This window comes from Paenibacillus sp. FSL H3-0457 (assembly GCF_037981725.1).
Lineage (GTDB): Bacteria > Bacillota > Bacilli > Paenibacillales > Paenibacillaceae > Paenibacillus > Paenibacillus amylolyticus.
In genome coordinates, this window is the sequence record NZ_CP150283.1 from 6,802,338 (window position 1) to 6,817,761 (window position 15,424).

General features: G+C 44.1%; 11 protein-coding genes and 1 pseudogene. 3 read left to right on the top strand and 9 right to left on the bottom strand.

Annotated elements, in window-relative coordinates; genetic code table 11:
* Positions 1-6: 6 nt before the first annotated feature.
* Positions 7-882, bottom strand: a complete 876-nt coding sequence (locus MHH25_RS29955) for a sugar ABC transporter permease (RefSeq protein ID WP_036671737.1) — start codon at positions 880-882, stop codon at positions 7-9.
* A 198-nt stretch (positions 883-1,080) separates the two neighbouring features.
* On the opposite strand from MHH25_RS29955, the gene MHH25_RS29960 reads away from it, so the two are divergent.
* On the top strand, positions 1,081-1,653 hold the full coding sequence (locus MHH25_RS29960; protein ID WP_036671739.1) for a transcriptional regulator: 573 nt from the start codon (positions 1,081-1,083) through the stop codon (positions 1,651-1,653).
* Positions 1,654-1,892: 239 nt separating this feature from the next.
* Here the strand turns inward: MHH25_RS29960 and MHH25_RS29965 are convergent, their stop codons facing one another.
* From MHH25_RS29965 to MHH25_RS29985, 5 genes and pseudogenes are all read right to left on the bottom strand, one after another.
* Positions 1,893-5,435 carry a DUF4073 domain-containing protein gene (locus MHH25_RS29965; protein ID WP_340018765.1) on the bottom strand — a complete coding sequence of 1,181 codons (3,543 nt, stop codon included), beginning with the start codon at positions 5,433-5,435 and terminating at the stop codon, positions 1,893-1,895.
* Between the two features lie 354 nt (positions 5,436-5,789).
* Positions 5,790-9,395: an S-layer homology domain-containing protein gene (locus MHH25_RS29970; RefSeq protein WP_340018766.1), complete on the bottom strand. Its 3,606-nt coding sequence runs from the start codon at positions 9,393-9,395 to the stop codon at positions 5,790-5,792.
* A gap of 227 nt (positions 9,396-9,622) precedes the next feature.
* A pseudogene (locus MHH25_RS29975) lies at positions 9,623-9,718 on the bottom strand (dehydrogenase); the annotation flags it as partial.
* Between the two features lie 171 nt (positions 9,719-9,889).
* Positions 9,890-11,047, bottom strand: coding sequence for a glycerate kinase (locus MHH25_RS29980; RefSeq protein WP_338707358.1), 1,158 nt, complete (start codon positions 11,045-11,047; stop codon positions 9,890-9,892).
* A gap of 3 nt (positions 11,048-11,050) precedes the next feature.
* Positions 11,051-11,485: an Lrp/AsnC family transcriptional regulator gene (locus MHH25_RS29985; RefSeq protein WP_036671743.1), complete on the bottom strand. Its 435-nt coding sequence runs from the start codon at positions 11,483-11,485 to the stop codon at positions 11,051-11,053.
* A gap of 161 nt (positions 11,486-11,646) precedes the next feature.
* On the opposite strand from MHH25_RS29985, the gene MHH25_RS29990 reads away from it, so the two are divergent.
* Positions 11,647-12,114, top strand: a complete 468-nt coding sequence (locus MHH25_RS29990) for a VOC family protein (protein WP_340018767.1) — start codon at positions 11,647-11,649, stop codon at positions 12,112-12,114.
* Positions 12,115-12,205: 91 nt separating this feature from the next.
* Here MHH25_RS29990 and MHH25_RS29995 read toward each other — a convergent pair whose 3' ends face one another.
* Positions 12,206-12,760, bottom strand: a complete 555-nt coding sequence (locus tag MHH25_RS29995) for a hypothetical protein (protein WP_076252008.1) — start codon at positions 12,758-12,760, stop codon at positions 12,206-12,208.
* A 96-nt stretch (positions 12,761-12,856) separates the two neighbouring features.
* Here MHH25_RS29995 and MHH25_RS30000 point away from each other — a divergent pair, with 96 nt between their 5' ends.
* Complete coding sequence (locus tag MHH25_RS30000) at positions 12,857-13,774, top strand: phosphatidate cytidylyltransferase (RefSeq protein ID WP_076252010.1); 918 nt, start codon at positions 12,857-12,859, stop codon at positions 13,772-13,774.
* Between the two features lie 354 nt (positions 13,775-14,128).
* Here MHH25_RS30000 and MHH25_RS30005 read toward each other — a convergent pair whose 3' ends face one another.
* Together MHH25_RS30005 and MHH25_RS30010 are read right to left on the bottom strand one after the other, a co-directional pair.
* On the bottom strand, positions 14,129-14,701 hold the full coding sequence (locus MHH25_RS30005; protein WP_340018768.1) for a hypothetical protein: 573 nt from the start codon (positions 14,699-14,701) through the stop codon (positions 14,129-14,131).
* Positions 14,702-14,878: 177 nt separating this feature from the next.
* The gene (locus MHH25_RS30010) at positions 14,879-15,256 is read right to left on the bottom strand and encodes a LysM peptidoglycan-binding domain-containing protein (RefSeq protein WP_179086580.1); all 378 of its coding nucleotides are present in this window, start codon (positions 15,254-15,256) and stop codon (positions 14,879-14,881) included.
* Positions 15,257-15,424 lie beyond the last annotated feature (168 nt).

The following is a 15,424-nucleotide window of genomic DNA, read 5'->3' on the forward strand; positions in this document are numbered from 1 at the left end:
TTGTCATTAGTAGTGCACCAGACGTCTGCCAAGCAGGAAGGATACTCCCGAGAGCAACACGCAGATCAGAATGATCACAACGGCGATGGACGAAGCTTCACCTACGTTAAAGGATTCGAATGCAGACTGGTAATACATGTACAGCAACGTTCTCGTTGATCCTGCCGGTCCACCCTGCGTCATGACATTGATCTGGTCATAGGCTTGCAAGGACTGGATTGTAAGAATAATTGAGAGAAAAAACGTCGTTGGTGAGATCAGCGGCAATGTGATACTTCTGAACTTATCCCAACCGTTTGCACCATCGATTGAAGCTGCTTCGAGCAGATCGGAAGGTAGATTTCGTAGCGCAACGAGATAAAATACCATCGCCCACCCAATCGACTTCCAAAGCGTGACGATCAGAACGGCAACCAGTGCCCAGTCCGCGTCACGCAACCAGCCGATCGGAGATACGCCAACCCAGCCCAGCATAAGATTAGCGAGCCCCACTTCGGGCTCAAAGATCCAGGACCACGCAATGGACACCGCAACTGTCGGGGTGACCCAAGGTGAGAAGAGTAATGTCCGGAAGATGCCGGATGATTTGATTTTGCTATTCATGAGCATCGCAAGCGCCAATCCGCCCACAATGGTTGGGATTACACTCCCCAGTCCGAATAACAAGGTGACTTTCAATGACCGATAGAATTCAGAGTTTGTCAACAGATAACTGTAATTGTCCAAACCAACAAACAGCTTGTCCGGGCTCATGAAGTCCCAATCGGTGAAACTGAGATAAACGATATATCCCAGAGGTCCCAGCCAGAAGATCAGCAATGGGATTAGAGCTGGCAGCGTGAATAGTACCGCCTCAGACTCCCTCCATAGTTTTAAACGCAAATCCCCCACTCCTTACTGTCCAATTTTTCTTTAATGATTGGGAATTTTTGAGTATAATCAGCTTTATATTTATTCTGTACAAAATTGATTGTACACTCGTATTGAAAATTCTAATTCCGGCTTATGTTAAAATTGGAGCAAGTCATGTAAAATATGAGGCAGCTAGTGGGAACGCTATCATAAACCAGAGGTGACATTGTGGGAAAAGAAACCGCCGGGAACCCGAATCATTCTTCGTTACCTGATCGGCATGCGCTGAGGGAGAGAGTCATTGAGGCCATCGCCAATACGATGGATCTATATGGGGTTAATCATACGTTTGGCAAATTATACGGCATCATGTATTTTGAGGATCGACCGATGACACTTGAAGAGATGAAAAACTCGATGAATATGAGCAAGAGCAACATGAGCTATGCGGTTCGTTCGCTTACAGAATCACAGATGATCTATAAACTGGAGGAAAAGAAGGAGCGCCAGGATCAGTATCTGGCTGAGACCGACTTCTATCGTACGTTCCAGAATTTCTTCGGGGCCAAGCTCCAACGGGAAGTAGATGTTATGTTAGAAGGCATTCGTGAGGTCATTCCTGACCTGTCGGCAATGATCCTTTCGGAACATACCTCGTCCAAAGATCGAGAGGATGCACTGCGTGATCTGCACAAACTCCAACATGCGGAGCAATACTACGTCTGGCTACAAGGATTCGTGGATCAGTTGCGAGATGGTAAGTTTTACGAGAATGCTTCACACACGCCCGATAAAGAGTAGTACAACTGCGTAACAGAATAACTAATGAGTGACCTACGCGCTAACAAACCTAGACGACCTGACGTACCAATGTTGAGTCACACTAAAGCGCAAAAAGGAGCTGTTCCTAGCCAATGTATGGCTTTTGGAACAGCTCTTTTTTTATTCTATCTATTGTATTGTCATATCCTATCCGTTTTTAGGGGTTTTCTTTTCCATATACTACTGCATTAATGACCCCTTTTTTTCTTTTTAAAATATTACTTTTGCGCTGCAGCTTCGATATCTGCATATGCCCAGTGGGATGAAGGTACATCACTGAACGTTGGCGTAACTTCGCCAGTTAGTGGTGTGCGGTTGAACAATACATTCAACACTTTCACGGCTTCCGCACGTGTCAGCTTGCTATCCGGTTTGAATGTACCATCGTTGTATCCAACCATCAGGCCAGCGGATTGTACGTATGCAATCGCCTCTGCTGCCCACAGGTCTGCGGATACATCTGTGAAGGACACTGCTGTACCATTCACGGTTGTTGCACTCGCTTGTTGCTGCGTCCAGCGATACGCAATCGTCGCCATCTGTGCACGGGTGATCGAACCTTCCGGTGCAAATTGAGTGTTGCTCATGCCGTTCATGATGCCAGCGGATTGAGCCTTTTGAATCTCACTTGTTGCCCAGTGTGTCGCAGATACATCCTTGTAGCTCACGCTATCCACGGAACTTGCTGCTTCAGTTGGAAGATTTCGAGCCAGCATGGCTGCCATCTGTGCACGTGTTACGAATGCATCTGGGCGGAAATCTGTACCAAATCCTTGGATGTACGGTTGGTGTGTAACTTGTGAAGCTTTCAGTCCATCCACAACAACGAGGGTGAACGTGCTGAATTTTGTTACGGTAAATTCGATGCCTTCGCTGTTATCCGCGAGTTGCACCAATTTGCCTTGAATCAATTCTTTTGTGCCGTCACTGTGTTCGATATAGATCGCCAGGTTGTCCAATGCTTGCTGACGCGCAGTCGGATCAGTTGGCAGACTGTCACGCAGTGGCAATGTGAGTGTCACTTCGCGGCTCTGCATATTCGTGTCGATCTCTACCGGACGAGCCAGTACACGCACATTCGTATTCGGAGCAACTTGTTGAATCAACTGTTCTTTCTTCGCACGCTCTTCGACTTCTTTACGTTCCGATTCCTGTTTCAGTGGAACGACGCGGAAGTACAAATCTTGATCGAATCCTGCGATGGAATTCGTCGGAACGGAGATCACTACATTTTCAGTGGAGATTTCAAGTTTCAGTGAACCATCATTCAGTTCTTTCACCGCTGCCTTAGGCAGTTCAATACGTGTCTCGGACACGGCATCTTTGGTGTCTGGGATGACAATGCGTGCGGTGTTCATGTTCAATTGCTTCGCTTTTTCAACAGATTCCTTGGCAATCGCTTCGGTCATTTTCACCAGGTCTTTGATCGTGCCGTTGGTTTCGGTTGTACGGGTAATTGGCGTTTTGGTCAGGTTGGTACCGTTTGTTCCATTAACGTCAACCACGATCTGCTCTTGTTTCGTTGTTGGAGCAGGTGTAGAGGTTACTGGTGTAGTTGTTACAGGCGCCGTAGATCCGCCGCCACCACCAGTGTTTCCGCCAGGATTAGGTGTTGGAGTATTGGATGTAAACGTAAGTGTTGTCCATTTCCATGCCGGTGTGTTGCCTTTGGCTCTTACACGAACCACAATTATTTGGTTGCCCTCAAATCGATCTGTATTGGTAAATTTATTCCAAGTCTCCCCATTATCTTTGGAATATTCCATCGTTTCATCTGCACCGATAACCACATTGGCTGTATCATCAGCAGTCACTTTAGGCGCTGGGGGAGCAAAGAACAAGTCAAATGCTCTTTGAATATCTTTAATTTTTTCATATCCTCCATCAGGTCGTTCACTAAGCATCCACTCTGCGAGTTGTTGCTGTTCCGCATTCGTTGATAATGTTACTATCTGGTCAAACTTCAGAGGGGATTCCTGAAGACTTAATTCTGGATTGTTGGCTAAAAGTATTTGGTACTGCATTTGAAGCATTTGGTACAAATTCAAGTTATTTAATATCTCACTCGCTGTCTCTGCTTGGTTAATTGAAGGGAACTCTTCAGATAGCGTAAACATTAGACCTACAGACGATTCAGTGTCCATTGCAACAGAAGTGAACTTCGCAATATAAGCAATTAACTGCTGATCCGCCTGGTTAGCTTTCAGATAAAAATCTGCTGCTCTCTTGAACTGTTCAAACTCTTCTTCAGAAAACAGATTAGCACCCTTTGCAATGACCTGATCGTAAATGTTATTTAATGCAGAAGCCATATCTCGGTAATCTAACCGATACCCCAAAAGGATATTGATACTTATATCTACAATAAATTGAACCTGATCTCCATTGTAAGATCCCGATCTCGGAGTCAACTGCACTAACGTAGCAGCAACTGTCTTTTGTTCTTGATCTGTTAGCTCACTAAACGCTCCAGGATGATTGAGCAGATCTGTATTTTTTAATATGGATAACACTGTAACTTTATCCTTGAGAACTATCGCTGCGTTCAGCTGCTTCAGCGATTGCTTCTCAGGAGTGCCAAAGAACTCATCAAATGCTTCTTGCGCGGATTTATATGTTAAATAGCCATTACCCGGCTTTTTCAACAGCATCCAGTCAGTAAGCTTTTCCATTTCAGTCATGTTGGAGGAAATGCTTTTCATTTTACTAAAATCAAGCGGGAATGTACCAACGAGGGTCTCTTTATCTGTGCCTTTAAACGCCTCTGCTTGTTCTTGTAGCTGATATAAATCCATTAGCGCATTAATCATTTCACTTTGTGTTGAGGCATTCGTGAAATTGATAATTTGGCTCGATGCCATAGAAAGATTCATAACTGATTCTTCAAGGGATGAATTATTAGCAATTCGTTGTAGTTTAATTTTGAATGCCAATACATTCTGTTCCAGATCAGAAGCTAGAAGATATCGATCTAGCATCGGTTTCATCATATTCAGATATTCAGGACTAACCGCCGCTGCAAAAATAAGAGATTTGTCGTAATAAGCAGTCAGTCTTTCTTGGACATCGGACAATTCATTTACTTTCGATACTGAAATGCCTTGTTGAATATAATCTACCAAAAATTGAACCTCACTGTTACTCTGATACGCATTAACAGGCTCATTCATATGTCCCGCTAATGTTACCAGTGCATTCTGTTCTTCCAGGGGAAGAGATTCAAAATCCGGCGTCGTAGTGATAAAATTTTCATTTTCGAACAGTTCAGTTATTTTAGCTGCATCAAAGTTTTGACCAATAGAGTTATTGAATCCATTCAGCGGTGTAGTAAATTTAATGGATTGCATCTGATAAGCAGTTTCCATACTGTATCTATCCTGAACAATTACATTGAAATAATAGGTCTCACCATCGCTTAAACCCGTAATTTGTTGGTGAAAAGTACCATCTGTAGATTCCGAACCCTGAATCCAACGGTTATAGGAATAATCGGTTGTGTGACCGTTAATTGTAGCAGCGTCTATTAGATTCGGTTCGTCAGATAAGAAAACCCGATAATATAAATCAGGCGGGGAAGTAGAATCGGAATAGGCGTATGTCCAACTAATTTCAACCGAGTTGTCATCTACACCTTTCACTGTAATTAGGCCATTGTTCCCTGGATTGGTATATCCTCCTGCACTTACCTTTCCTGCTGGTGCCAGCCATGGAGCTACCAACACCAAAATGAGCAACATGCTCATTATTTTTCTGTATTGCATCTTTTCTTTCCTCCCTAATCTCGCTTCTCTAAGATAGGCCTATTGTAGTACACAACTCTGAACGGATTCTGAACAACAGAGCAAATAAAAGGGTTTAAAACCATTTATTTAGATATAATTAGTAAAAATACTCATTTTTTTCGTCATTATTCAACATTTTTATTTTGAGATATATTATCTAAGACCTATAAAAATATATACCGCGAGTTTAATCAAATCTTAGAATATACTTCCCTGAATTTCAGTAGAACAAAGAAGACCACCCTATTTGGGGTGGCCTTCTTTGTTCTACTTTATTAGCTTGCTCATAACTAAACTGCCTGCTGTAAGCCTCTTAATCTTGCAAAGATATTATTACTGCGCTGCAGCTTCAATATCTGCATATGCCCAGTGTGTATCTGGTACATCACTGAACGTTGGCGTAACTGCACCAGTTAGAGGTGTGCGGTTGAATAATACATTCAGCACTTTCACCGCTTCAGCACGGGTCAGCTTACTGTCCGGTTTGAATGTACCATCGTTGTAACCAACCATCAGGCCAGCAGATTGCACGTATGCAATCGCATCTGCTGCCCACAGGTCTGCGGATACGTCTGTGAAGGACACTGCTGTACCATTCACTGTTGTATTACTCGCTTGTTGCTGCATCCAGCGATAAGCAATGGTAGCCATCTGTGCACGGGTGATCGAACCTTTCGGTGCAAATTGAGTGTTGCTCATGCCGTTCATGATGCCAGCGGATTGCGCTTTTTGAATCTCACTTGTTGCCCAGTGTGTCGCAGATACATCCTTGTAGCTCAAGCTACTCACGGAACCTGCTGCCGCTTCAGTTGGAAGATTGCGAGCCAGCATGGCTGCCATCTGTGCACGTGTTACGAATGCATCCGGGCGGAAATCTGCACCAAAACCTTGGATGTACGGTTGATGTGTACTTTGTGAAGCTTTCAGTCCATCCACAACAACGAGGGTGAACGTACTGAATTTTGTTACGGTAAATTCGATGCCTTCGCTATTATCCGTGAGTTTCACCAATTTGCCTTGGATCAATTCTTTTGTGCCGTCACTGTGTTCGATATAGATCGCCAGGTTGTCCAATGCTTGCTGACGAGCAGCCGGATCGGTTGGCAGACTGTCACGCAGTGGCAATGTGAGTGTCACTTCGCGGCTCTGCATATTCGTGTCGATCTCTACCGGACGAGCCAGTACACGAACATTCGTATTCGGAGCAACTTGTTGAATCAACTGCTCTTTCTTCGCACGTTCTTCAACTTCTTTGCGCTCCGATTCCTTTTTCAAAGGTACAACGCGGAAGTACAAGTCTTGATCGAATCCAGCGATGGAATTCGTCGGAACGGAAATCACTACATTCTCTGTAGAGATTTCAAGTTTGAGCGAACCATCATTTAGTTCTTTTACCGCTGCTTTAGGAAGTTCAATACGTGTCTCGGACACGGAATCTTTAGTGTCTGGAATAACAATGCGTGCGGTGTTCATATTCAATTGTTTCGCTTTTTCCACCGATTCCTTGGCAATGGCTTCGGTCATTTTCACCAGATCTTTGATCGTGCCGTTGGTTTCGGTTGTACGGGTAATTGGTGTTTTGGTCAGGTTGGTGCCGTTTGTTCCATTAACATCAACCACGATCTGCTCTTGTTTCGTTGTTGGTGCAGGTGTAGACGTTACTGGCGTAGTCGTAGATGATCCGCCACCACCACCTGTGTTACCACCCGGGTTAGGCGTTGGCGTATTGCCATTATCTGTGCTGCTATCACCATTCTGTGTAAAGACAAACTTCACGGCGCGGCCTGGCAGTTCATCGCTGATTGCTTTGTAACGAACCCATACCGTTTTGTTACCGCTAAGGTCCATTTTTTGAATGAAGGCAACATCAATCCAGTGCAGCTTATTGTCAAAGGATATCTCCATCGTGCTGTCCAAGCCCGTTAGGGTGTTATTGATGTCATTCCCCTTCACATTAGGAGCCGTAAAGAATCGGTTAAATACATTTTGTAGATTCCCAACATCCTCATACCTGTCTTGTTCATTTAGGACCCATTCAGCCAATTCCTTCTGGCCTTCAGGACTAAGTTCTGCTCTTTTGGATAAATCAAGAGCGCCTCTAAGATTAAATTTGTACTTGCTGAAGAATGCTTCACCTTTAATCTGATCTTTCATTGCTTTATCAAGCCATTGATCCATTCGCGGTATAGAAGTAGCTTGCTCAAATGAATCGATAGGCATAGAGAGGAGATTCAGGACAATATCAGGATCAACAATATCCCCTTTAGACATTCCTTCCAATCTTTCGAATGCAACTAGATGCAAGTAATTGAATGCCAGTACACCTTTATCTACTTTGCTACGTTCCAAATGTTGTTGTCCAAGGCTGCGTAACACATATGTCTGTTGGTCATTAAAGTGATTAGGTCCATTTACTAATTGCTGAGCGAGCAGATCCAGTTTATTCCTAAGAACACTGAGTTCCCTCTGCCCCCAAACAGATTGTGCCAATACACCAAGTTCAATCATATATTGGACCTGTTCTTTGTTTTTGTAATCTTTATTTACATATTCAATCAGGAATCCCGCAATGAAATCTCTAACCTGCAAAGACAAGGCACCGTATCCATTGGGTAAAGTAATACCCAGATCCGGATCTTCCATAGCCATTCGCATAGCCGCTATATTACTGTTGCTCTTTGCAGTATTTAAGACACTCAATGGATCGCTTTCGTTATCATCCGGGAAAAATTTATTAAATGCAGTCTGAATTTCTTCAAAACTTGCATATCCACCAAGTGGTCTTTCACTAAGCATATATTCTGCCAATTCTTCTTGTTCTTCGGAAGTAAGATCATTCAATTTGCTAACATCCAAAGGGAATTTTCCAAGTGGTTTTTCTTGGTTTTCTTCTTTGGAATTATACGATTCAATATCTTCTTGAATTTCTAACATATTTATTAACTTGTTCACCATCTCTTCTACTGTTGTTACCTTGTTAATAAAAGGGGTGTCTTCCAATGCAGATTTTGTATAATCGAGTATTTGTGAAATATCAAGATTTCTGGTGAGTTTACCCTCATATCTGAAAGCTGCCATACGTCTTTCAATTTCAGAGGAATCAAGATAATAGTGGATACGTTCATAGTACTCATTATCTTCTTCCTGGTTATGAAATTGTAGCTGTAGTCGCTCTGCTTGTTTATTAAAAAATGCATCAAGGACTTCTCTGGAGTCAAGTCCACCAATTTCTCGAGGAAGATTCCGAGCTTGCAAGGCTAATTGCACTACATATTGGACTTGTTCCTTACTCTCATATCTACTAGATGCTGGTGGGCTTGACTCCTTTAACATGTACTCTGCAATCTCATATTGCTCATCCTCAGACAACGATTCAAAATCGGGATCAGCTAAGAAGTCTTTGTTACTAAACAGCTCCATTACTTCTGGTATAAAATCGGTGTAATTATCCAAAACTTTTCTCTCTTTAACATCGTTGAATTGCTCCAACGGACTCAGCTGTGTATTCGGATTGAATGATTTCATCTGATAGGCGGCTTCTAAATCATATCGATCCACAACCATCACATTATAATAGAGCGTCTGGCTGGTATCTAAACCTTGAAATATTTTGAAGAACGTATCGTCATTAGATGTTGAACCCAACACCCAATCCTCATCTCCATACTCTAGATTGTCCCTGATCTCTGTCATGTTGTTCAGATTAGAAGTATTAGAAACAAAGACCTGATATTTTAGGTTACGAGTTTCAGTGGTGTCAGAGAAACCAGCGCCCCAACGCACCTCTATGTTATTATCATCAGTAAGCTTGACAGTAATTAATCCATTTTTGCCTGGCACAGGGCTTGAGCCACCTGCACTAACCTTCCCTGCTGGTGCCAACCATGGAGCTATTAACACCATAATGAGCATCAAACTAATTATTTTCCTGTAATTCATGTACTTGATCCTCCCTGTCTCATGTTTTTACATATAAATTCAATCCCTCTGATACGTAAGGCCTATTGTATTGCACTGCGATAAACAGAATCTAAACAAAAAGAGCAAATAAAAGGAAAAAGATCCACCCTGTAGTACAAAAACAGGATAGATCTCAACTTTTTTCGCCAAAATTCATCATTTTATTTTAAAAAAAGTATTCTTCGGGACCTATATAACTCCAGCTCTTAAATCAAGGTGTACCCGCCATCCACATACAATGTGCTGCCAGTCGTGAACGTATTAGTCATCAGATACATAACTGTATGTGCAATTTCTTCATTGTGCCATCAAGGGTAAAGATAACGCGAACGAAGCGATTTGAACGACAACTATACAATGGAACTTCACAGCAAAAAACGAGAGACAGATCACCTGATATCAGGCATATCCGTATCTCGTCTTTGTCACATCACATTCCAATCCGACCCTATACGATCTGGATGGTCACTGACCTAAGAAAGTAACCCCAGCTTCAGCACCCTGGCAATATTCTCGGTGGTACGTTCCACATTCTCCGGGCCTTCTCGCAATAGTCGATCCAGATCTGCTGCCCCAGGCACAATACCAAATATGGCATCGATGCCTTCCGCGTAGAGGGTGTCGATCCCTTCGCCCACACAGCCTGCAAGGGCAATCACAGGTTTACCCGCTTCCTTGGCTGCCCGAGCAACACCATAGGGGGTCTTGCCAAATTTCGTTTGGAAGTCGATACCGCCTTCACCCGTAAATACCACATCCGCAGTAATCAACTTTTTACGCAACTCAGTATATTCAATGACAATCTCAATCCCTTTACGTAATACAGCCTGTGTAAAAATCAAGAGTCCCGCGCCCAACCCTCCAGCCGCTCCGGCTCCTGGTACATCTCGGATATCTTTATGAAGCTGTCGTTTCACTACATCTGCATAATGGGACAGATTTGCATCCAGCTGCTCAACCATCTCTGGAGTAGCCCCTTTTTGTGGTCCAAACACCCTTGATGCGCCATGCTCCCCACATAGGGGATTGGTCACATCACAGGCCACAATGAACTCCACTTCTTGCAAACGCTCATCCAGACCAGATACATCAATCTGAGCCAGTTGATCCAGAACCCCGCCACCACGCGCAAGCGGACGACCCTCTGCATCCAGAAACTTCGCACCAAGCGCTTCAGCCATGCCAGCCCCACCATCGTTGGTCGCGCTACCACCAATACCAATGATGATCTTGCGTATGCCAAGGTCCAGACATGCGCGAATCATCTCGCCTGTTCCATAGGTTGTCGTCCGGAGCGGGTCCTGGGTGTCCTTGGTAACCAAGTGGATGCCGCTGGCCGATGCCATCTCGATGGCCGCCGTTGTTCCGCCACCCAGAATGCCATACTGCGCAGTGACTGTCTGGCCCAATGGTCCGCTCACCTCGTGCTGGTGAAGGACGCCGCCGGAAGCGTCCACAAGGGACTGCACCGTACCTTCCCCACCATCTGCCATAGGTACATGAATATAGCGTGCCGTCGGATATATTTTACGCAACCCTTTTTCCATCGCGATACATACTTCTTTTGCTGTCATGCTTTCTTTGAACGAATCCGGTGCCAGAACAAATGTCTTCTCTCTAGTCTCTCTCATATCTTAAAGGAGAACACGGTTTTCCATAATATTTTTCATGCTGATATGGGATTTGGAGGGTCCCAGCTTCACCAGTGAATCCTGAAATTCGGCAAGTTCTTCAATGGACGCCGTCTGTACCTTGATCAGGTAGTTATACTCACCGCTAATCCGATAGACATCCGTGACTTCGATAGCCTGTTCACAGAACTGAACCAACTCGTCGCAATGCTCTGTTTTGAGCAAAATAAACGTCGTGGTTCCACGGTTTAACTGGGCCAGATTATAGATGGTTGAATATCCCGTTATTACACCTCTCTCCTCCAGTTTCAGAATTCTTTCCTTAACCGAAGGTTGGGACATGTTAATTTCTTTGCTTATCTGTGCAACGGGGATACGTGCATGATGTTGCAGCAAGCGCATAATCTGCTGATCGATTTCATCTATCATGTGTTCCATTTGCAAGACCTCCGAGTCGTCGACTTATTTAATAAGGTTTCCCTGATAAATTAGCTAAAAATAGTTAGATTTTATCTCATTATATCCTTTGATATTGTATGGTTCCAATGCGATATCAACCCTATAATTTAGACTACAATCTAAAGAAGGAGCGATGTAATGTGAGTGTTATTGGACTTGCACATGTAGCCATTCAGGCTCGTAATTACGAAGATACTCTGGCGTTTTATACAAAAGTATTGGGATTCAAGGTCGGTCACTCCTGGAGTTTGCCTTCCTTCCACATTACCGAGGCATGTATGCTGATCTCTCCGGATCAGCGCACCTGTATTGAGGTATTTGACCCAAAAGCCGTCATTCCCGCCGAGGGTGAACCTGCCACCTCGCCTGAAGCGGTCCGGCACGGCGCACTGTTACATCTCGCCTTTTACGTGCATGATGTAGAAGATATCTATGAGCGAGCGCTCGCCCATGGAGCCAAGGCCTACGTTGAACCGGATTGGATATCGCTTGGCGAACCTGCACTTCGGGTTAGAAATGCGCTCGTCCACAGTCCGAATGGTGAAGTGATCGAATTCCTTGAAGAGGTTAATTTCGACCGATCCTCATCCTCACCATCATCTACATGAAGTACACAAACAGCCTGTTGCCTCGTTATCCGTGGCAGCAGGCTATTTCATGATTGGATTTGCTTGGCAAGCACCAGCACACACACCTACCCTACTCTTGCTCTGCATTCCCCAGCGTATACTCACTTAGTTTCCCTTCATAAACCAGTTGCAATCGTTCACTCTGGCGAAAATCATCCGGTGTCACCAGCGCAGGCAGCTTGTTCCACAGTTTGATTCCCGAACGCTGCAGAATCTCAGCTACAAATTGGGAGCAGAAGTAGGAGTTGCTGAACTCCACCGGTTCCTTGAGTGTAATGCCGATCACGCCGAGCAGATTGTACATATATTTCTGGCGGCTGCGGATGAAGATGTGCAGCACACGTTTCATCTTTTCCACTTCCCGATCCGTCACCTGAAGCTTGTATATGACACATGTGGTATTGGGATACTTGCTGTATGTACCTGTCTGAATATTTTCCTTCACAAACCCACCATTCAGCGGATTGCTCGGATGCTTGCGGCCGAAGCTGTACAGCTCGGTTAACTCCCGGTCAAATGAGATCGATGCGTGATTATATGGCGCTCGGGTATAGCTCTGAATAACCTTGGTAAACAGCGTTCCTGTATTCGTAAGCAGGATATAGATGGAGCGTTCATCTGTCATAGCAAAATTTCCCCTTATCAAGTTGGCACTATTCCTTCATAATAACATAGGTACCCTATAATGGAATCTTACTTTGAATAAGCAGGTGATCGGTACGTGAGCAGTTCACTCTTTACACTAACGTTAATCTTCACAGCTTTACTTGTGATACATATCGTGTACAAAATTATTGCAAAGCTTCAGCCAAGCAAAGACTATTCAGGCATCGGCCAAAAAATCAAAACCTGGTGGGGTATGTTTGTGATCTTCTGCCTCGCCACCCTTTTTAACCCCATCGTGTCCCTCATCTCCCTCATGGTGCTTGCATTCTTCTCACTCAAAGAATACTTCTCCATGATTCGCAGCACACGCAAAGCCGACCGTAGGCTGTTCCTATGGGCGTATCTGGCGATTCCGGTTCAGTTCTACTGGATCTACATTGGATGGTATGGCATGTTTATCGTGTTTATTCCCCTATATGTGTTCCTGGTGCTGCCCTTGCCACGCCTGATTAACAAAGGTACGGTCGGTTTCCTGCGCAGTGTCAGCTCCACACAATGGGGACTAATGCTGATGGTGTTTGGGCTGAGCCACCTGGCCTATTTTCCATTTGCCTCACCGGAGTACGGGTCCAAGCTGGTGCTGTTTCTCGTCGTGTTAACACAGCTTAATGATGTGGTGCACTATCTGGTCTCTCTCTATCTGGGCAAACGAAAAGTGGTGCCTACTGCCAATCCATTTGTCACCTGGGAAGGGTTCGCGTGTGCATTTATTGTAACGACAGCTACGTCTTATTTCATCCATCCCTACCTGACGCCATTTGATTGGAAATTCTCGCTGTTCATCGGGGTGTTGATCAGTCTGGCTGGATTCTTTGGCAGTCTGACGGTGTCTGTTCTGAAGCGCGACCTGTTAATCGGGGATGACAACAAGTTCGATTCGCTCAAAAAAAGCTACCTGAGCCGGGTTGATAGCCTGACTTATACCTCGCCGGTTATGTTCCACGTGGTCCGTTATTTCTTTGACTTTATGTAGCAACTATATAAATTGAACTAAAAAGTAATTTTTACACTTGCCACTCCGATGACAGAACAACCTTCAGATCGCTGTTACCCCCGATTTTTTTAATTACTTTTATAAAGGTGAAAATCCGGGGATAAAGGCGAAGTATATGCTTCCGAAGCAGCTTTCCTTTAGAAAGCATTTAGCTCCGCTTCTTCCGATTGTTTCTGTCCTCTACGTTCTCGTGTAAATCTTCAGTTCAATCTTTATAGATGTAGCGACAGATAGATCGGTGATCTTGTAATTATGTATGTCAAAAAAAGCAGCCCAAGTGGCTGCTTTTCCTGTTCAACAGGCTCTAGATGGAGCCTTCATGATATGCCTACGCTACTTCAACGTAATTTCTTTTTCGGACATGATTTCGTTCCCCTCATCATTTGTGAAGACAAATGTCGCTTTGCCCCGCTCGCCCTTCATCTCATCCGAATAGATAAAGCCGGAGAATTGTCCATTGCCGCTAAAGTAAAAGCCATCTTCTCCATTTCCACCATGTTCAATGGCTTCCTGTAGTGAATTCACAATCGTCACCGTGTTAGACGTCCACCGCATCTCCGTTAGTGTATACCCCTTCGGAACCTGTTTAATTCCAAAATCAAAGCTGTTACCCTCGCTCGGTTTCTCCGACTGGTCAATGACGATATCAATCTTCTCAGACGGTTCAGTGGATTCCGATTGAGCTGTAGGCTTGCCCTCATCACCACTGGCACTGCCTTGATCATTGTTATTCTTCGCATCCGCATTCGGAACAGAGTTTTCTCCAGCTTCCTCTACAGGTTGCTTCGATTCCGGATAGGCATGTTCCTGAACCGATTCACCACTAGTGCCACAGGCACTAACGAATAGCGAAATACAGAGCACAGACATGCAAAGTGCAGATTTCTTTATATTTATTTTCATCATCTACTTCTCCCTTCATCCATCTTCAGCACGTATATCCAACACACCACTTACTAATCACTACACCATATCGTCCCACATGAAGCTCCATTATATGTAAATGATTAATAAATTCAGCATGTAACTGCACCTCGATGAATAAAAAAAGAACTCTGTTCATGACGTCATGCACCGTTTATTTTATCGATCAAACCCAGGTAAGACCAACACTTGTCCAATCTGAATGGCGTTATGCTCAATTTTGTTCACTTTCTTGATAGCTTCTACATACACACGAGTGTCCATCTGCTGAGGTTTATGTACCAATGAAATGCCCCACAGTGTATCTCCCTGAGATACAACGATCTGGTCCCCCGACAACAATTGCTCATCTCCGGCAAATGCAGTGAATACAGCACTACACCCTATGATTATAATTAGAGTTATAGTGACGATCTTCATTAGCCAGATTGGCGTCTTCACACGCTGCATGAATTGACCTTTAACATACATGGTGCGAGACTCGGACGTTTTGGTATAAACGGATTCATAAATACTTTTGTACGTAGAATATCTCATTCTATTCGACCTCCAGACTTTCATTCCGCTAATCTTTAATTTCATGTTTACCTATGTATTTTTCCTATAACAATGAATGATCAATAACTCACTTTTTCACTATATAGGTATCTTTGCCTAAGTCACCCTACCCTGATAGGTCTATACTACCAGTTCACTCTAAACAAA